General features: G+C 64.5%; 15 protein-coding genes and 1 pseudogene. 7 read left to right on the top strand and 9 right to left on the bottom strand.

The window, feature by feature from the left end:
* Nucleotides 1-149 precede the first annotated feature (149 nt).
* From FXB41_RS13270 to FXB41_RS13285, 4 genes and pseudogenes are all read right to left on the bottom strand, one after another.
* Nucleotides 150-1,325, bottom strand: a complete 1,176-nt coding sequence (locus FXB41_RS13270; protein ID WP_246648805.1) for a DegT/DnrJ/EryC1/StrS family aminotransferase — start codon at nt 1,323-1,325, stop codon at nt 150-152.
* Nucleotides 1,326-1,334: 9 nt separating this feature from the next.
* Nucleotides 1,335-2,336 carry a Gfo/Idh/MocA family protein gene (locus tag FXB41_RS13275; protein WP_219682069.1) on the bottom strand — a complete coding sequence of 334 codons (1,002 nt, stop codon included), beginning with the start codon at nt 2,334-2,336 and terminating at the stop codon, nt 1,335-1,337.
* 184 nt (nt 2,337-2,520) lie between these two features.
* Nucleotides 2,521-3,933, bottom strand: a complete 1,413-nt coding sequence (locus FXB41_RS13280; protein WP_219682070.1) for a mannose-1-phosphate guanylyltransferase/mannose-6-phosphate isomerase — start codon at nt 3,931-3,933, stop codon at nt 2,521-2,523.
* A 7-nt stretch (nt 3,934-3,940) separates the two neighbouring features.
* Nucleotides 3,941-4,204, bottom strand: a pseudogene (locus tag FXB41_RS13285) (UDP-glucuronate 5-epimerase); the annotation flags it as partial.
* 223 nt (nt 4,205-4,427) lie between these two features.
* Here FXB41_RS13285 and FXB41_RS13290 point away from each other — a divergent pair.
* Nucleotides 4,428-5,387: a lysylphosphatidylglycerol synthase transmembrane domain-containing protein gene (locus FXB41_RS13290; RefSeq protein WP_219682071.1), complete on the top strand. Its 960-nt coding sequence runs from the start codon at nt 4,428-4,430 to the stop codon at nt 5,385-5,387.
* Between the two features lie 101 nt (nt 5,388-5,488).
* Nucleotides 5,489-6,262, top strand: a complete 774-nt coding sequence (locus tag FXB41_RS13295) for a glycosyltransferase family 2 protein (RefSeq protein WP_219682072.1) — start codon at nt 5,489-5,491, stop codon at nt 6,260-6,262.
* Here the strand turns inward: FXB41_RS13295 and FXB41_RS13300 are convergent.
* The 4 genes from FXB41_RS13300 to rfaD form a co-directional block, all read right to left on the bottom strand.
* A complete protein-coding gene (locus FXB41_RS13300) occupies nt 6,240-8,162 on the bottom strand; it encodes an SDR family NAD(P)-dependent oxidoreductase (RefSeq protein ID WP_219682073.1) in 1,923 nt (640 codons plus the stop codon). The two genes, FXB41_RS13295 and FXB41_RS13300, sit on opposite strands and share 23 nt — an antisense overlap.
* An 85-nt stretch (nt 8,163-8,247) precedes the next feature.
* The gene (locus FXB41_RS13305; RefSeq protein WP_311985841.1) at nt 8,248-9,537 is read right to left on the bottom strand and encodes an O-antigen ligase family protein; all 1,290 of its coding nucleotides are present in this window, start codon (nt 9,535-9,537) and stop codon (nt 8,248-8,250) included.
* Nucleotides 9,534-11,018 carry a D-glycero-beta-D-manno-heptose-7-phosphate kinase gene (rfaE1, locus tag FXB41_RS13310; RefSeq protein ID WP_219682074.1) on the bottom strand — a complete coding sequence of 495 codons (1,485 nt, stop codon included), beginning with the start codon at nt 11,016-11,018 and terminating at the stop codon, nt 9,534-9,536. The genes FXB41_RS13305 and rfaE1 overlap by 4 nt, the downstream gene beginning before the upstream one ends.
* A gap of 11 nt (nt 11,019-11,029) precedes the next feature.
* Complete coding sequence (gene rfaD, locus FXB41_RS13315; protein WP_219682075.1) at nt 11,030-12,010, bottom strand: ADP-glyceromanno-heptose 6-epimerase; 981 nt, start codon at nt 12,008-12,010, stop codon at nt 11,030-11,032.
* 173 nt (nt 12,011-12,183) lie between these two features.
* Between rfaD and waaF the strand changes: the two genes are divergently transcribed.
* Nucleotides 12,184-13,254, top strand: a complete 1,071-nt coding sequence (gene waaF, locus FXB41_RS13320; RefSeq protein ID WP_219682076.1) for a lipopolysaccharide heptosyltransferase II — start codon at nt 12,184-12,186, stop codon at nt 13,252-13,254.
* Complete coding sequence (locus tag FXB41_RS13325; protein ID WP_219682077.1) at nt 13,247-13,777, top strand: D-glycero-alpha-D-manno-heptose-1,7-bisphosphate 7-phosphatase; 531 nt, start codon at nt 13,247-13,249, stop codon at nt 13,775-13,777. The genes waaF and FXB41_RS13325 overlap by 8 nt, the downstream gene beginning before the upstream one ends.
* A gap of 222 nt (nt 13,778-13,999) precedes the next feature.
* Here the strand turns inward: FXB41_RS13325 and FXB41_RS13330 are convergent, their stop codons facing one another.
* Nucleotides 14,000-15,037, bottom strand: coding sequence for a glycosyltransferase family 4 protein (locus tag FXB41_RS13330; RefSeq protein WP_219682078.1), 1,038 nt, complete (start codon nt 15,035-15,037; stop codon nt 14,000-14,002).
* 125 nt (nt 15,038-15,162) lie between these two features.
* Between FXB41_RS13330 and galE the strand changes: the two genes are divergently transcribed.
* From galE to FXB41_RS13345, 3 genes are all read left to right on the top strand, one after another.
* Nucleotides 15,163-16,176 carry a UDP-glucose 4-epimerase GalE gene (gene galE, locus FXB41_RS13335; protein ID WP_007612473.1) on the top strand — a complete coding sequence of 338 codons (1,014 nt, stop codon included), beginning with the start codon at nt 15,163-15,165 and terminating at the stop codon, nt 16,174-16,176.
* A 118-nt stretch (nt 16,177-16,294) separates the two neighbouring features.
* Nucleotides 16,295-18,097 (top strand): ABC transporter ATP-binding protein, encoded by a 1,803-nt coding sequence (locus FXB41_RS13340; protein WP_219682079.1) that lies wholly within the window; start codon nt 16,295-16,297, stop codon nt 18,095-18,097.
* A gap of 35 nt (nt 18,098-18,132) precedes the next feature.
* The gene (locus FXB41_RS13345; protein WP_219682080.1) at nt 18,133-18,834 is read left to right on the top strand and encodes a fumarylacetoacetate hydrolase family protein; all 702 of its coding nucleotides are present in this window, start codon (nt 18,133-18,135) and stop codon (nt 18,832-18,834) included.
* Nucleotides 18,835-18,871: the final 37 nt, after the last annotated feature.

Raw genomic sequence — 18,871 nt, forward strand, 5'->3', positions numbered from 1 at the left:
GCAAAGCCCTCGCTTGCGGGGGAGGGTTGGGGAGAGGGTGTTTCCACAAGCGATCTCCCAGAGGAGAGAACCCTCACCCGCCGCGCTACGCACGACGACCTCTCCCGCAAGCGGGAGAGGTGAAGCAGCAGCGCAGCAAAACAGCGAAATCAGGTCGAAAGCGCACCGCGCACGGCCTCGATGATTCGCTCCTGATCGACTTCGGTCAGATAGGCATGCATCGGCAGGCTGATGACGTCCTGCGACAGGCTCTCGCAGCCCGGCAGGCCGCCCTCGGCGACCGGGTGCTGCTTGTAGGCCGTCTGCTGATGCATCGACTTGCCGTAATAGATCGCGGTCGGTACGCCCTGGGCTTTCAGCGCGGCGGCAAAGCCGTCGCGGTCGGTGCCCTCAGGAAGGCGGATGGTGTACTGCGCCCAGACCGAACTGTTGCCGGGCGCCAGACGCGGCACGGTGACGACGTTGGAGAGACCGCGCGCATAGCGCTCGGCGACCTTGTTGCGGGCGGCGATCTCGTCGTCGAAGATCTTCAGCTTCTCGATCAGGATCGCGGCCTGCATGGTGTCGAGCCGGCCGGTCAGGCCGAGGCGGACGTTGTCGTATTTGTCGACGCCCTGCCCGTGCACGCGGATGCTGCGCAGCGTCGCCGCGAGCTCGTCGTCATCGGTGAAGATCGCGCCGCCGTCGCCGAAGCAGCCGAGCGGCTTTGCGGGGAAGAAGCTGGTCGCGGTGGCGAGTGCCAGGGTGCCGAGCTTGCGGCTCTTGTAGCTCGCGCCAAAGCCTTGGGCGGCGTCATCGAGCACGAACAGGCCTTCGGCCTTGGCGATCTCGGCGATGGCGTCGTGATCGGCCGGCTGGCCGAACAAATCGACCGGAATGACCGCGACCGGCTTGAGGCCGGCTTTGCGGGCGGTTGCGATGCCGCGCTTGAGCGATTCCGGGCTCATGTTGAAGGTGGTTTCGTCGACGTCGACATAAACCGGCGTCGCGCCGGTCCGCGCCACCGGCGAAGCCGTCGCGATGAAGGTGAAGGACGGACACAACACGGCGTCGCCCGGCCCGACATTCTTCGCCATCATCACCATCAGGATCGCATCGGTGCCGCTGGCGCAGCCGATGACGTGCTTGGCGCCGCAATAGGCCGCAAGCTGCTTCTCGAGCTCGGCGACTTCAGGGCCGTTGACGAACTGACAATGATCGAGAACGCGCTTCACGGCCGCATCGAGCGAGTCGCCGAGCCGGCGGCGCTGCGAGGCGACGTCGATGAAGGGAATGGGTTCGGAACGCAGATGCTGGTTCATGGCGCCTTCTTGGCTGGTCGACATGGAAAGAGTTCAGCCGGCAACGCGGCGCGGACCCTTGCGGGCAGACGAGGCCGCGGGGCGGGACGGCGTTTCCAGACACTGCGTCGCGATCTCGAGGCTGGCGACGCCTTCGTCGCCGGTGACCGCCGGCGTCTCGCCGTTGCGCACGGCCTTGAGGAACGCGATCAGCTCGGCGCGGAGCGGCTCGTCATGGCCGACCGGCAGATGTCGCATCGAATAGCTGCCGTCAGGCTTGAAGCCGAAGCATTCGGTGACCTGGCGCGTCAGGAGATCGCCCATCACGTATTTGCCGCGGGTCGCGACCGTGACGCTGCGTGCCTTGAACGGCGTCAGCCAGTTGGTGTTGATGTGCGCGAGCACGCCGTTGGCGGTGCGGAACTGCAAGAGCGCGATATCCTCGCGCTCGGCGACCGCACTCGACAATTGCGGCTGCACCTCGACGATGTCGGATTCGGTGAACCAGCGGATCAGATCGATGTCGTGCACGGCGAGATCGATGACGACACCGACATTGGACATGCGCGGCGGGAACGGGCCGACGCGCGTGATCGCGATCGACAGAATATCCTCGCCCGCGATCGCCTGCTTGACGGCCCCGACCGCTGGATTGAAGCGCTCGACATGGCCGACCATCAGCGTCACGCCGGCCTTTTGAGCAGCAGTGACGATCTCGCGGCCTTCCGCGACGGTGGACGCAATCGGCTTCTCGACCAGCACATGGATGTTCTTGGCGATGCAGGCGAGCGAGACCTCGTGATGCAGATGGGTCGGCGCCGCGATGGTCACGGCATCGACGCCTTCGGCCAGCAGCTGGTCGAGCGTCTCGAAGCTCGCGCAATTGGCAAGCTCCATCGCCCGCGTGCGATGTGCCGGCGAAGGATCGACGACGCCGACGAGGTTGACGCCGGGAAGACCCGCGAGCACGCGCGCGTGGTTGCTGCCCATCACGCCGGCGCCAATGACGCCGACGCGCAAGCCGGCCTTTGCCGGTGCAGATCCTGTGGAACTCATTTGAGCAAACCCCGATTCAACGCAAATCCCCGAGGCGCTTCTAGCACGGACGCCACATTTGTGGCGAATGCGGAGCTAGCGGTCGGGACACGATTTGATTCAAAAAGTTACACGTTTCCCGGGCCTTAAGCCTCTGAAAGAGACCATCCTTTTGGCCCGGGTCGCGTGATTCGGAGTGTGCTGGTTACGACCTTTGATAGTCGTCTTCAATCCGGATGATGTCGTCTTCCCCGAGATAGCTTCCCGTCTGGACCTCGATCAGCTCCAGCATGATTTTACCGGGGTTCTCCATCCGGTGCACCGCGCCCATCGGGATGTAGATCGACTCGTTCTCGTGCACGCTTTTGACGGTCTCGTTGACGGTGACGCGGGCGGTGCCGCGGACCACGATCCAGTGCTCGGCGCGATGATGGTGCTTCTGCAGCGACAGACGCCCACCCGGCTTCACCACGATGCGCTTGACCTGATGGCGCTCGCCATTGTCGACCGATTGGTAGCTGCCCCAGGGCCGATGCACTTTGAGATGCTCCTCGGTGACCTTCGGTGCGACCGCCTTGAGTTTTGTGACCAGCCGCTTCAGCCCGTTGGCATCTTTTTGGCGCGAGACCAGCACGGCGTCCGCAGTCGCCACCACGATGAGATCATCGACGCCTTCGAGCGCGACCAGCGCAGAATCTGTGGTGACGTTGCAGTTGCGGCTATCTTCGAACACGGCGGCGCCATGCGACGCATTGCCTTGGGCGTCCTTGTCCGACAATTCCCACACCGCGTGCCAGGAGCCGACGTCGGACCAGCCGCACGACACCGGCACCACCGCGGCGCGCGCGGTCTTCTCCATCACCGCATAGTCGATCGAGATCGCCTTGGCCGCGCCGAACGCCTCGGGCTCCAGCGTCACGAAGCCGAGATCGCGGCCGGCATTGGTCACGGCATTGGAGATGGCCTCCACGCTCGCCGCATCGACCTTGCGGTATTCGTCGAGCAGGACGCTGGCCGGGAACATGAAATTGCCGCTGTTCCAGAGATAGCCGGAATTGAGGTAGTCGGCCGCCTTCACCGCATCCGGCTTCTCGACGAAGCGCGCGACCGCGTGCACCTCGCCGGAGATGACCTCGCCCGGGCTGATATAGCCATATTCGGTCGCCGGCCGCTCCGGCTTGACGCCGAACGTGACGATGCGCCCGGCGCTCGCGGCGGTAAGCCCTTGGCGGCACGCCGCGACGAAGGCCGCATTGTCCTGCACCACGTGGTCGGCGGCGAGCGCGAGCACGATCGCCTCACTCGAACGGTTCTGTGCGAACACCGCGCCGGCGGCGATCGCCGGGCCGGAATCGCGCCGCATCGGCTCCAGGATCACGTCGGCCTCGATGCCGATTTCGGCGAGCTGCTCCAGCACCATGAAGCGGTAGGAGGCATTGGTGATGATGATCGGGCGATCGAACAGCGAGGCCTCCGAGACGCGCAACAGCGTGTCCTGGAACGTCGAGCGCGTGCCGAACAGCGGCAGGAACTGCTTGGGGCGCACCTCGCGCGAAGCCGGCCACAGCCGCGTTCCGGCACCGCCGCACATGATCAGGGGGATAATGCGTTTGTCCATCGTCATTTCAAACCTTGAAGTCGTTCCGATACCAGGTGACAAAATTACGAACTCCGTGCGCGATCGGCGTTGACGGTGCAAAGCCGGTATCGCGCATCAGATCCTCGACATCCGCGAACGTTTCCAAAAGGTCTCTCGGCAGCAATTCTTTGATCGCCGTCCGACCCAGCTCCAGAAGTCCGACGACGTGCATCAGCTCTTCCGGGTGATGATTGCCGACATTGTAGACCTTAGACGGCGCATTTGCGGCAGCCGGACGATCTGCGGTGATCCCTCATTCTGTTCCCAAGGACCGCTTCGCCCGATCCGTCGCTCGATCTTTCGCCCGCGGCGCCTCTTTAGCCTCCGCATCGACGGGGCCGCAATAGCCCCGCCGCCCTGCATGCGGGCTCCTGATCACCGCTATTGCAAGATCGGCGCCAAAACCATACCAAAGCGGCCGAATTCGGCGCCTTGCGTCGGGTTGCTTCAAAACCCTTGTTCATGCGGGCGAAATGCGCCGAATCCTGCTGTCGACGGCCAAGATCCTGATTTCCGGAGCGCTGCTATACCTGGCGCTGCGCAAGGTCGATCTGTCCGAACTGTTTTCGCGCTTCACCGTGACCAGCCTGTTCTGGATCGGCTTGGCGATCGCCGTCACGTTCCTGCAAATCTTCGTCGGCGTGTTGCGTTGGCGCGAGATCAGCGCCGCATGCGGCGCCCCGCTCGAGCTCGGCCGGGCCATGCGCTACAACGTGATCGGATCGTTCTTCAACCAGACCTTGCCCTCGGCGATCGGCGGCGATGCGGTCCGGCTGTGGCTCGTCGCGCGCGCCGGCGCCGGCTGGCGCGCGGCGACCTACTCGATCTTTGTCGATCGCGCGATTGGCCTCGTGGCACTGGCCGTCCTCATCGTCGCGAGCCTGCCCTGGAGCTTCACGCTCATCACCGATCCGCACGGCCGCTCGGCGCTGCTGCTCGTCGACTTCGCCGCACTTGCCGGCGGCATCGGCTTCCTGATCTTCGGCGCGCTGAAATGGTCGTGGCTGAAGACCTGGTGGGCCACCCACCACCTCCACGCCTGCGCCGTAATCGCCAACCGCGTGATCTTCAACCGCACGCGCGGACCTGTCATCGCGATCCTTTCGCTGCTGGTTCACATGCTCGCTGTCGTCATCGCCTGGTGCGTGGTGCAGTCGATCGCAGCACCGGTGAGCTTCGTGCAGGTCTTCCTGCTGGTGCCGCCAGTGATGCTGATCACACTGATGCCGATCTCGATCGCCGGCTGGGGCGTGCGCGAGGCGAGCATGGGGCTGGCCTTCGGTTTCGCCGGGCTCGCTGCCAATGAAGGCGTCAACGTCTCGCTGCTGTTCGGCGCCGTGTACTTCATCGTCGGCGCGATCGGCGGCCTGGTCTGGATCCTCAGCGCGGAGAAGGCCGCGCAGGGATCGGCGCCGATCGAGGCGCGTGAATAAGAGTTCACCGGGCCGGCACGAAAGCACCGCGACTCGGCGACGACCTATCAACCTTCGGGTTGTTGCTTACAATCTCCGGCGCGTAGCATCACGGATCTGGAATGAAAATCAGTGTCATCACAGCCAGCTACAACTCCGAAGCGACGATCGGCGCCACCATCGAATCCTTCCTCGCCCAGACCCATCCAGACAAGGAGATGCTGGTCGTCGACGGCGCCTCGAAGGATGCGACACTGAAGCTCGTGGAGTCGTTCGGCTCCAGCGAGATCCGCGTGATCTCCGAGCCCGACAAGGGTGTCTACGACGCCATGAACAAGGGGCTGCATCTGTTCAAGGGCGACGCGATCGGCTTCCTCAATTCGGACGACACGTTCCACAACGACGGCGCGCTGGCGGCGATCGCGGCGGCGCTGGAACAAGCCGACGTCGTCTATGGCGACCTCGACATGGTCACCGATCATCAATCCAAGGCCCTCGTGCGCGCCTGGCGTGGCGGGCACTACGGTCGCTACTCGTTTCAGCTCGGCTGGGTCCCGCCGCATCCGACGTTCTACATGCGGCGCCAGGTCGCCGAGAAGGTCGGCGACTACGATCTGAGCTACGTCACGACCGCCGACTACGATTACATGCTGCGTGCGCTGGCGCTGAACGACTACAGGATCGCCTATCTTCCGCGCGTCATCGCCGATTTCCAGATGGGCGGCATCAGCACCAGCAGTTGGCGCGTGACCTTGCGCGGCAATCTCGAGTGCCTGCGGTCGCGACGGCAGCATCTGAACGCGCCGGTCGTCGACGCCGCGTTCTTCCTGCGCTTTGCCCGGCGGATCCTTCAGCTCCGCTCGCCGGCGTCCCTCAGGATGCGGCGCTCGCGCTGACGCCAAATTCCGGAACGGCGTCCTTCAGGATGGTCCTGATGGTAGCACGGTCGTCATGCGCGATGGCGAGCTCGAGCGCGGAGATCCATTTGCGCAGCGTCTGCATCGGCGGCTCGTTCGGCTTCGCCGCCATGACGCCTGCGACCCCGATATCGACGGTCGGCTCCTCGGAGGCGAACAGAATCTCGTTCAGCCGCTCGCCGGGTCTCATGCCGCTGAACACGATCTCGATGTCGTGGCCGGGCTGCAAACCGGAAAGCCGGATCATCCGTTCCGCCAGATCGACGATCTTCACCGGCTGGCCCATGTTCAACACATAGACCGAAACGTCGAAACGCCTGGCGCCGAGCGCGTGCGTGGCGGCCGTGATTACGAGATCGCAGGCTTCGCGGATGGTCATGAAATACCGGACCATGTCGGGATGCGTCACGGTCACCGGACCGCCGGACTCGATCTGCGCCTTGAACTTTGGCACGACCGACCCGTTCGACGCCAGCACATTGCCGAACCGGACCGAGATGAAGCGCATCGCCGGCTTGCTGCCGCCGGCCTGCACCACCAGCTCGTGGTCGAGCGCCTGGCAATACATCTCCGCGAAACGCTTGGTCAGGCCAAGCATCGAGACCGGCTCGATCGCCTTGTCGGTCGAGATCATCACCATGGCCTCGGCGCCCGCCGCGCGCGCGGCATCAGCCACGTTGATCGAACCGAAGATGTTGGTCTTGACGCCCTCGCTCCAGTCCCGCTCCAGGATCGGAACGTGCTTGAGCGCGGCGGCATGGAACACGATGTCCGGCTTGAACTCCGCCATCAGGCGCGTGATGCGCACGCGGTCACGGATGTCGGCGATCCGGCCTTCGATCTCGGCGCCGGAACCGCGCGCGGCGAGCGCCTCGGTGACCGCATAAAGGGCCGGCTCCGAATTCTCGACGATCAGGAGACGCGCAGCGCCGAACGCAACCACCCGCTCGCAGATCTCCGAGCCGATCGAGCCGCCACCGCCGGTGACGATGACGCTCTTGTCCTTGATCAGGGCCTCCAGCCGCGCGTAGTCGATCGTCTCGCTCGGCCGCAGCAGCAGGTCCTCGACCGCAACCGAGGTGAGCCGCGGCATGTCCCCATGCTCGAGCGACGGCAGGCGGCTGACGATCAGGCCAAGCCGGCGCGACCGCATCAGCACGGATTCGGGATGGGACTCCGGCTCGAAGGCCGACGGCGTCATCACCACCCGGGCGATCGATTTGTTGCTCTTGGCGAAGCTGGCGATGACGTCCTCGATGTCGTCGATCGCACCGACGACCGGCACGTTGCGGATGAGCTGGCCGAGATCGGAACGGGACGGCGACAGCACTCCGACGGGTCGGAGGTGCTTGATGGCGCCGCTCTCGACGCCGCGCAGCACGACCTCGGCATCGGCCGCGCGCCCGATCAGGAGCGTCGTCGCGGCATTTTCGGTCCTGACGTGATGCATCACGCGGGTATAGCGGAAATAGCGATAGGTCAGCCGCAGCGCGCTCAGCGCGGAGATCTCGAGGAACCAGTAGAGGACGATGGTGACCTTGCCGAGAAAGAAGGTGCCATGCACGTTTGGCGCCACAAAGATGTAGTCGAGCACGAGAAGGGCGACGGTGAGCACCGTGGCGGCGCGGATGATGTTCAGCGCATCGGGCAGCGAGATGAAGCGCCATTTCGTTGTCGTCAGGTTGCAGACGTAGAAGACGACCACGCTGAAGGCGAGGAAATAGGGCAGGATCTGCAGCAGCAGCGGCAAGCGCGCCGCGAAGCCCGCGCCACCCTCGAAGCGCAGGTAGAACGCAACGAACAGGGCCGCGGCCGTCGCCACCACGTCGTGAAGCGCGATCAGGAAATTGCGCAAGGTAAGATGCGATAGACGGGTCATCTGCCGGCTGACTTTATCCAGTTCTTCAACACAACCTGATCGCGCTGATAACCCATCGGTCCGGGACTTGCCAGCGCTCCGAAGCTCAGCCGCGGGCTTCTCCCGGGCTGCGGCCGTTCCGGTGCGAATTGAACACCATGCCGCCGGCAACCCCGACACCGAGCACGTACATCCACCCTTCATGGAAGTCGAAAAGATGGGAATTAAAGAGCGAAGTGAATACGTTTTGGACAACGACCAGCAACCCGATCCAGTTGGCGAGCGCGTCGCCGCCGAACAGGAGGAGATGCACCGCCCACATCGTATACAGGATGATGATGCCGACAACGCCCCATTGCACGGCCACGTTCAGCGTCTGGTTATGAGGATTGCCGATCACCTCGCTTGAGGCCTGGTAGGGGCCACCGCTCGCAGCCTGCTCGAAAAGGCCGCGTGTGGACCCGGTTCCGCGACCGAAGACCGGCGCCTCGGCAAAGAAACCCAGCGATTTGCGCCAGAACTCGAGCCGAAGTCCAATCGATGTCGGGATGCCCTTGTCCTTGTAGAGCTCGTACTGCACGGAGAATGTTTCAATCGTGTTGTGCAGCGTCGACGAGGTCTTCCATGTCAGCGCGGCGATAGCCGCGAGAGCCCCGAAGATGATCAGGACGCTGCGCCATTTCAAATGCAGCAGCCCGAAGACGGCCAGCATGATCGGTACGGTCACAAGTGCGGTGCGCGAGATCACCACAAAGGCCATGTTGATGAAGAAGCTGAGCGCAACGGCCGCCAGCAGCGCAGCCAGCCAGACCCTCTTCTGCTGCAGCAGCTTCACGATCGGATAGGCGAGCCCGACCGCGCAGAGCGTGAATTCCTGGCTCTGGTCGATATAGTTCTTCACGAAGATGCCGCGCGAATTGGGTTCATCAGGCGGCTTCAGCGAGAGCGTGGGATGGAAAAACACGAGCCAGGACATCACCGACAGCAGCGCGCACGAAACCAGAAATGCGATGAACACAAGATGCCCGCGCGACGAACGTTCGAAATGATAGATCAGGACCGGAAGCACAAGCAGCTTCGTCGTCGGGTTCACGGCGTAGAACCGTGCACCCCAGGGCGCCCCCGACCACAGCGTGCCGACCAGCGCGAGCAGGAACAGCGCGATCGGCAGCGCGCAGATCGGTCGCTTCAGCGACTGCAGGAAGTCCCTGACGTCGAGAAACGGCACCATGCAAGCGAGCATCGCGACATTGAAGATCGCCGCCAGTGACGTCGACCACGGCAGCGAGGCCGCGGTCAGGATGGCAAATAGATCGACCGTCTCGGACCAGGCTGCTGGACTGCGCAGGCGCCGCTGCACCCTCCCCCACATCGAGTCCCGCGCTAGTGCCGTCACTTGCCCTCTCCCCGCGCGCGATGAACCAGCGCCGTCGTGCTGAAGCCCTGGAGAATGTCGACCAGCACGACCGTCCCGCCTGCGGCCTCGACGACCTCATGGCCGACCACCTGCTCGCGGGTGTAATCGCCCCCTTTGATCAGCGCGCTCGGCTTGATGCGGGTGATCAGGTCGATCGGCGTATCCTCATCGAAAATAACGACGAGATCGACGGCTTCGAGCGCCGCCAACACTTCCGCACGCGCTCGCTCGTCCTGAACGGGGCGGTCCGCGCCCTTCAGCCGCCGTACCGAGGCGTCGCTGTTCAGGCCAACGATCAGGCGGTCGCAGGCGGAGCGCGCCGCTGTCAGCACCTTGACGTGGCCGGGATGCAGGATGTCGAAGCAGCCATTGGTGAAGCCGACGCGCTGGCCTTGCTTCTTCCATTCCGCGAGCTGCGCGTCGAGCGCACCGGGCTCGAGCACGATCTTCTCTTCGGCCGCGAGATAGGCATGCGGCAATATCTTTCGCTTCAGCTCCGCTGCACTCACGCTGGCGGTGCCCTGCTTGCCGACGGCGACGGCGGCCGCGGCACTGGCCATGCGGAGCGCCGTGTCCCAGTCCGCGCCGGTGGCGAGCGAGACCGCGAGCGCCGCGGCAACGGTGTCGCCGGCGCCGGAGACGTCGCGCACCTTGACGGGAAGCGCCGGAACGTGAACGGCGTCGCCTTTGCGCGGCACCAGCGTCATGCCGTGCTCGCCTTGCGTGACCAGGATCGCTTCGCAGTCGGCGAGCCGCATCACGTCCTCGCTGGCATCGACGATGCTCTGCGGCGTGTCGGCGCGGCTTCGGGTCGCTTCCGAAAATTCCTTGCGATTGGGCGTGAGCAGCGTCGCGCCGCGATAGATTGCCCAGTTCAGGCTCTTCGGATCGACGATCACGGGCTTGCCGAGCTTTCGGGCGGCGTCGATGGTGTGGCGGATGACGCGGGCCGTCAGCACGCCCTTGGCATAGTCGGACAGCAGCACGATGTCCGCGCGCGCGATCTGCGGCAGGATCGCCTCGATCAGCTTGGTCTCGATCGTATCGGAGGCAGGCTGGGCCTGCTCCCAATCCGCACGCAGCATGTGCGTGGAAAAGTGCTCGGAGACGAAACGGACCTTTCGCGTGGTCGGGCGCGAGGGATCGCACACCAGCACGGTTTCGATTGCACCCTGCTCCGCAAGCGTCGAGGCGAGCTGCCTTCCCGCATCATCCTCGCCGACGAGGCCGACGAAGATGCAGCGCGCGCCAAGCGCGGCGACGTTGCGCGCGACGTTGCCGGCGCCGCCGATATGGATCTCGCTGCGCTGGGCCGCGATGACTGGCGCCGGCGCTTCCGGCGAGATCCGCGACACCTCGCCATAGACGAACTCGTCCAGCATGATGTCGCCGATGCACAGCACCGTGCGGCCTGAGATGGCTTGTGCGAGGGCATCGAAATCGAGAATGGGCGTCGGCATGGTGATGGGCCTCAGCGGAAGCGGTCGGGCCGGTCGAGATAATCCCCGACATAGGCCTTCACCGCGTCCTCGAGCGTCGTGAAACCTCCATTATAGCCGGCGCGGTGGAGGCGATCGACCTTGCTCTGGGTGAAATACTGGTAGCTGCCGCGGATCTGCTCGGGCATGTCGATGTATTCGATGTTGGGGCTGGCGCCGAGCGCGGCATAAGCCGCCAGCATCAGGTCCTTGAAGCTGCGCGCTTTGCCGGTGCCGACATTGAAGATGCCGGACACCGAGGGCGTCGCCAGCAGCCACATGATCACGCGCACGACGTCGTCGACATAGATGAAATCGCGGCGCTGATCGCCATCGGCAATGCCCTCGCGATGCGACTTGAACAATTGCACGACGCGACCGGCTTTGACGTCGTCGAAGCGGCGCGCCAGCACGCTCATCATCGAGTTCTTGTGGTATTCGTTGGGGCCGAACACGTTGAAGAATTTCAGCCCGGCCCATTGCGGCGGCAGCTTCGCGCCGTTCGCTGCGCGCTCGGCGACGGCGAGATCGAACAGGTGCTTGCTCCAGCCGTAGAGATTCATCGGCCGCAATTTCTTCAGCGCAGAGACTGAGGCGTCATCGTCAAATCCCGCCTCGCCGTCGCCATAGGTCGCCGCCGAAGAGGCGTAGATCAACGGCACCGCATTCGCCGTGCACCAGTCCAGGAGGCGCATCGATAGGCGGAAGTTGGTCTCGAACACCAGGTCGCCGTCGGTCGCGGTGGTCGCGGAAATCGCCCCGAGATGGATCACGGCATCGAGCTTGCGGTCCTTCAGCCAGTCGGGAAGCTCGGCCGGCGGCACGACATCCATAAGCTGCCGTTTGGCGAGGTTGCGCCATTTGCCCTCGTTGCCGAGGAAATCGCAAACGACGACTTCGCTGCGGCCGGCCTCGTTCAGCGCGGCGACGACATTCGATCCGATAAAACCGGCCCCGCCGGTCACCAGCAACATTCCAACTTCCCTGCCAGATTTTGCCTGCCCAAAGTTTTGCGGCCCGGTTCTGCCCTAGCGCATGATCCGCCAAAGTGTAAGCGGTTTTGGGATTGCCGCTCAGCCGGCTTTACCTGCCGGCCCAGAGGGGCTAACCGAACCGGCACATCAGCGCGCCTCGGTCTTATTAAAGAATGAACCAAGATTCACAACTTAGTGGCGAGGCAGAGCGGGGCGACACGCGCCCGATCCTGATCGTCCCCTACATGTGGATCGGCGATTTCGTGCGGAATCACACCGTCGTGCGGGTCCTGAACGAGCGCTGGCCGAACCGGCCGGTCGATCTGCTCACGACCTCCTTGTGCGCGCCCCTGGTCGATTACATGCCCGGCGTGCGCGATGCGATCGTCTGGGACCTGCCGCGCGGCCGGCTCGCCGTGGGCCGCCAGCTCGGCCTGGCGAAGCTCCTGCGCGAGCGGAACTACGGCACCGCCCTGGTGCTGCCCCGGACCTGGAAGGCTGCCATTGCGCCTGCGCTGGCCGGCATCCCCGAAAGGATCGGCTTCGTCGGCGAGTTCCGGTTCGGCCTGCTCAACCGCTGGCGCTGGGGTGAGAAGAAGCTGCCCCGCTTCATCGACAAGAACGCCGCCCTCGCCCAGCCCGATGGAGCCCCGCTGCCGGCGGAATGGCCGGTGCCGCAATTGCGGGTCCCGGCCGAGGACATCGTCCGCTGGCGGCAGGCCAACGGCTTGAGCACAGGCGCCGCGGTGGCGCTGGCTCCCGGCTCGGTCGGCGCTTCAAAGCGCTGGACCTACTATCCCGAGGCCGCCCGCTTGCTCGCCGAGCGCGGCCTTGAAGTCTGGGTTGTCGGCGGCCCCGGGGAAAGGGGCCTGGCCCAGGAGATCGTCGCGGCCGGCGGCCCGGCGGTCCGGGACCTCACCGGCAATGATCTGCGCAACGGCGTGCTGGCCATGGCTGCAGCCGGCGTCGCGATGTCCAACGATTCCGGCTTGATGCACATCGCAGCCGCCCTGGGCACGCCGACCATGGGCATCTTCGGCCCGACCAGCCCCTACCTCTGGGCCCCCCTCAACGGCCTCGCCGCGACCGTAGTCCAGGACAAGAGCGTGCTCTCCTGCCAGCCCTGCCAGAGCACGATCTGCAAGATGAACGACCACCGCTGCATGCGAGATATCGCGGCGCACGACGTGGTCGAGACCGCAAAAGACGTGCTTGCGAGGACGCAGGGACTTGGAAATGTCTGACGGCCGCGCGGCGAAGCCCGCCGCATTCCTCGATCGCGACGGCGTCATCAACCGTGACGATGGTTATATCGGCACGCAAGACCGCATCCGCTGGATGCCCAATATTGCCAGGGCCATTCGCCGCCTCAACGAGGCCGGCTATTGGGTATTCGTCTTCACCAACCAGTCCGGAGTAGCGCGCGGCCTCTTCACCGAAGCCGATGTGAACCGGCTGCATGGCTGGATGCGCGCCGAGCTCGCCCGTGACAGCGCGCAGATCGATGACTTCCGCTTCTGTCCATACCATCCGCAAGGAACGGTCGCCGGCTACATCGGAGAGCATGATTGGCGCAAGCCCGCACCCGGTATGTTGCGCGATCTCGTCCAGCACTGGCCGGTGCAACTCGACAGCAGCTTCGTAATCGGAGATCAGGCCCGGGACATCGAGGCCGGCAAGGCGTTCGGACTGCCGGGCTTTCTCTTTCCAGGCGGCGACCTCGACGCGTTCGTGACCGAGGTGCTCGCCCGGACCAAACGACCGTAGACGCGGCGATCCGGCGGGACATGGAGTCGAGAAAGAACGTCAACGGGTGCCGTGCCGGAGTGTATCCCCGGGGGGTCGCGCACAATCTGCAATGCCGTCTACTTGCAGTGTCTCGTCCGACGGCTCAAACAAGTTCGTAAATCCGCACTTGCATTGCGCAGGCCGCCAAGCCATTGATTCCGCTGCCCGGCTAGTGCATGGGGATATATTTTCTCCGCTCGCTCAGAGCAGTGGCCGATAGACCTCACCGATCCGGGCCGCCTCGGCATCGAGGCTGAATCGTTCGAGCACCCGTGCCCTCCCGCGCTCGCCCATAGCGATCGCAGTGGCCACGTCACGCATCAGCGGTTCGACCGCTGCAGCCAGCGCATCGGCATCACCGGTCGGGATCAGCACGCCTGTCACGCCATCCTCGACCACGAGTTCGGCCGCGCCGGCCCGCGCGGCGACCAGCGCGCTGCCGGCCGCCATCGCCTCGATCAACGTCAGGCCAAAACCTTCGTTGCGCGAGGTGAAGGCGTAGATCGTCAGCCGTTGATACCAGCGCTGCACGTCTTCGATCGGCAGCTCGCCAGTGATGACGATGCGCGATTGCAGACCGGCGGCCTCGATCCGCTTCTTCAGGTCGTTTGCGAAAGCGGTTTGCTCGGGTGTGACCTGGCCGACGATGATTGCGGTGAAATCCGGATAGCGCGGCAGCAAGCGGCACATCGCATCGACGAACACATCGGTGCCCTTCTGCGCACGCACGCGGCCGAAGCAGCCGATCGCGTAGCGGCCCGGCAGCGCGGTTTCCGCGAAGGCAGCAGTGCGGTCGAGCGGCGGCGCATAGATTTCGGTATCGACGCCGTGCGGAATCACCGTCGCCTTCACCTTCAGGAACGAGGCCGAAAGATCTGATGTCGCGATGATCGCGTCCATGCGCCGGATCAGCCAGCGCGTGATCCAGCTATGATGGCGCTGTGCCGCCGAGGTAAAGACGAGCTTGAGCGGCCAGCCGAGCGCGCGCAACAGCACACCCGCGATCATCTCGTTGTTGCGGCGCGCGTGCCAGATCACCGGCGCCTTGCGGCGCCACAATCCCAGGAGATCGGCACCGCCCAGGCGCCCGATGCCCTCCGGCGCGTCGGAGCCGAACCACGCGGCGCGAAACAGCTTTGCCAGCCGCGGCGCCACCATCCGATTGGTCGCGGTGACCCCGGAATAGCGCCTGTGCAGATTTGGCACGATCACTTCGAGATCGCTTGGGGAATTCGCCACGTCACGCTCCGTTTCGAAAGTCCCTATACGCAACATTAAGCATAGTGACCAGTTCAGCCGCGCCGATACCCACTCTTCACCACGTAAACGTTAGGTTGGAGCGTTGATCGAAGACGGGTGAGATCATGACTGTGCTTGTCACCGGCGGTGCCGGCTACATCGGAAGCCACACGGTTCTGGCGCTGGCGGAAGCCGGCGAGGACGTCGTCGTGATCGACGATCTCTCCACCGGTTTCTCGGCCTATCTGCCCGAAGGCGTGCCGCTGTTCATTGGCGATGCCGGCGACGAGAACCTGCTCGAAGGCGTGATCGCCCAGCACAACATCGAGAGCATCATCCATTTCGCGGGCTCGGTGGTCGTGCCGGATTCGATGCGCGATCCGCTCGGCTATTACCGCAACAATTTCACGACCGCGCGCAACCTCCTCAACGTCGCGGTCAAGCGCGGCATCGACCGCTTCATCTTCTCCTCGACCGCGGCGGTCTACGGCGATCCGGACCAGGTGCCGGTGCCCGAGCATGCGCCGACACGGCCATTGTCGCCCTACGGGTCGTCGAAGCTGATGACCGAGATCATGCTGCACGACGTCGCCGCCGCCTACGGCATGCAATACGTGACCTTGCGCTATTTCAACGTTGCGGGTGCCGATCCGCAGGCCCGTATCGGCCTTGCCACCGTCGGCGCCACGCACCTGCTCAAGATCGCGGTGGAAGCCGCGACCGGCCAGCGCGCTAAGATCGACGTGTTCGGCACCGACTATCCGACCCAGGACGGCAGCTGCATTCGCGACTTCATCCATGTCACGGACCTGTCGCAGGCGCATCGCTCGGCGCTCGCTTATTTGCGCAACGGCGGCGCCTCGACGACGCTCAATTGCGGCTATGGCCGCGGCTATTCGGTGCTGGAGACCATCGACGCGGTACGGCGTGTCTCGGGCCGCAGCTTCGCCGTGCAATACGCCCCGCGCCGGCCCGGCGACATCATGACCATGGTCGCCGACACCAGTCGCATCCGCGGCCTGCTCGACTGGAAGCCGCAATACGACGACCTCGAGACCATCGCGGCGCACGCGCTGGCGTGGGAGGACAAGCTGTTCCGCGAGCGCCACGGCGAGCTCCGCCACGCCGCCTCGGCCTAGATTCCATTCCAGCGCAAGCCCTTAATTGGGCTTGAAAAGCGCGGGCTTAGCGGGCACAGAGGCCGTTCGATCCCTGACGCGCGGGCAGGCTTATTCCTGTGCCGTCAATGGACTGCGGATGGCTCAGTTTCCAAAGAAAATCACCGACGATCCCTATGCGGCAGCGGTGCTGATTCGCCGCCTGGTCACGGAACAGGGGATCATCTACTGGCGGCGCTACCTCGTCGCCTTCGCGCTGATGGCGCTTGCCGCCGGATCGACCGCGGGCGCGACCTACGTGCTCGGCCAGGTCATCAACCAGGCCTATGTCGACAAGAACATCCCGGGCATCGCGATGTTCTCGGGCATCACGGTGATCCTGCTCTTCATCAAGGGCGTGGCGACCTACGGCCACATGGTGATCCTGACCAAGATCTCCAACGCGATCCTCGCCACCAACCAGCGCCAGCTGTTCGCCAAGCTGATGCGCGAGAGCGTCGGCTTTTTCTCCGAGCGGCATTCGTCGGAATTTCTGGCACGGCTGACGGCCGGCGCGAAGTCCATCACCGATGTCCTCAACATGCTGGTCAACGCGGTCGGGCGCGACCTCATGATGCTGCTCGCCATGATCGGCGTGATGGTGTGGCAGGATCCGGTGATGTCGTTCATCGGCCTCGTCGCCGTGCCGCCGGCGATGCTGGTGCTGCGCAAGCTGGTCAAGCGCATCAAGGGGCTCGCCTACAACCAGTTCACCGGCACCGCCGACATCCTGGAGACGATGCAGGAATCGCTGCAGGGCATCCGCACGGTGAAAGCGTTCACGCTCGAAGACACCATGCAGACCCGCATCAACGAGAACATCGCGATCGTCGAGCGCAACGCCAACAAGATGGCCCGCGTCGCCAACCGCTCCAATCCGCTGATGGAGATGCTCGGCGGCTTCGCCGTCGCGGGCTGCCTGCTCTATGGCGGCTATAGCGTGGTCGCGCTCAACGCCACGCCTGGCGCATTCTTTTCCTTCATGACCGCGTTCCTGATGGCGACCGAGCCGGCCAAGCGGCTGGCGCGGCTCAACATCGACCTCAACAGCCAGCTCGTCGGCGCCCGCATGCTGCTGGAAGTCGTCGACAGCCCCGCGAGCGAGCATTCCGACGACGACAAGCTGGCGCTGAAACTGTCGACTGCACGCATCGAGCTGCGTGACGTCAGCTTCTCCTATCGTAGCGGTGAGGCCGTGCTCAACCGCATGAGCTTTGTTGCCGAGCCCGGCAAGGTCACAGCATTGGTCGGCCCCTCCGGCGGCGGCAAATCGACCGTGCTGGGGTTGCTGCTGCGCTTTTACGAGGTGACGCAAGGCGACATCGTGATCGACGGCCAGTCGATCGGCGCCGTCTCGCGAAAATCGCTGCGGGCCCAGACCGCCTATGTCGGCCAGGACGTCTACCTGTTCCGCGACACCATCCGCAACAACATCGCCTTCGGCCGCGCGGGCGCAACCGAAGAACAAATCATCGATGCTGCGAAAGCAGCCTGCGCGCATGATTTCATCATGGGCTTCCCGCTCGGCTACGACACGCCCGTCGGCGAGCACGGCACGCAACTGTCCGGCGGCCAGCGCCAGCGCATCGCGGTCGCGCGCGCGCTGATCAAGAACGCGCCGATCATCCTGCTCGACGAAGCCACCGCCGCGCTCGATTCCGAGTCCGAGCGGCAGGTGCAGGAGGCGATCGAGCATCTTTGCCAGAACCGCACCACAATCGTGATCGCGCATCGCCTGCACACCATCATGCATGCCGATGCGATCCTGGTGGTCGAGGGCGGCGAGATCGTCGAGCAGGGCCGGCATGACGAGCTGCTCCGCCGCGGCGGGCGCTACGCCTCCTTCTTCCGCCTGCAACATCACGACGCCGGCGCTCTGGCGCCGATCAGCACAACCGCATAGAGTTCCTTTCACCTCAAGAGCAGCGAGATCGCACCATGAACGCCGCCTCCTACGTCATCCCGCTTCCGACCCAGGCCTCGCTTCCCGTCGTCGGGGAAAGCGGCCGTTATCCCGTGCGCCGCATCTGGTGCGTTGGCCGCAACTATCTCGAGCACATCCGCGAGATGGGCAATGACGAGCGCGCCCCGCCGTTCTTCTTCGCCAAGCACGCCGACATGCTGGTGCCGGACGGCGCCACCATTCCCTATCCGCCGCTGACAAAGGACTTGCATCACGAGGTCGAGCTGATCGTCGCGATGAAGAGCGGCGGCCTCAACATTCCCGCCGAGAAGGCGCTCGACCATGTCTACGGCTATGCCGTCGGCATCGATTTGACCCGCCGCGACCTGCAGATCGCCTCGCGCAAGAAGGAGCGTCCGTGGGAGGTCGGCAAGTCGTTCGACTATTCGGCGCCTTGCTCCGCGGTGCAGCCGGCATCGAAGATCGGCCACCCCGCCAAGGGCAAGATCTGGCTCACGGTCAACGGCAAGGAGGCGCAGAAGGGCGACCTCACCGAGCTGATCTGGAATGTGCCCGAGATCATCTGGCAACTCTCGCAGCAGGTGAAGCTCGCCGCCGGCGACATTATCATGACGGGCACGCCGGCCGGCGTGTCGCAGCTCCAGCCGGGCGACAAGCTCGAATGCGGCGTCGACGGCGTCGGCACGCTGAAGGTGAGCATCGGTCAGCCGGAATAAGGCTGAGCTCGAGATCACGGGACAGCAAAGCCCCGGG

This window comes from Bradyrhizobium canariense, assembly GCF_019402665.1.
GTDB classification, from domain to species: domain Bacteria; phylum Pseudomonadota; class Alphaproteobacteria; order Rhizobiales; family Xanthobacteraceae; genus Bradyrhizobium; species Bradyrhizobium canariense.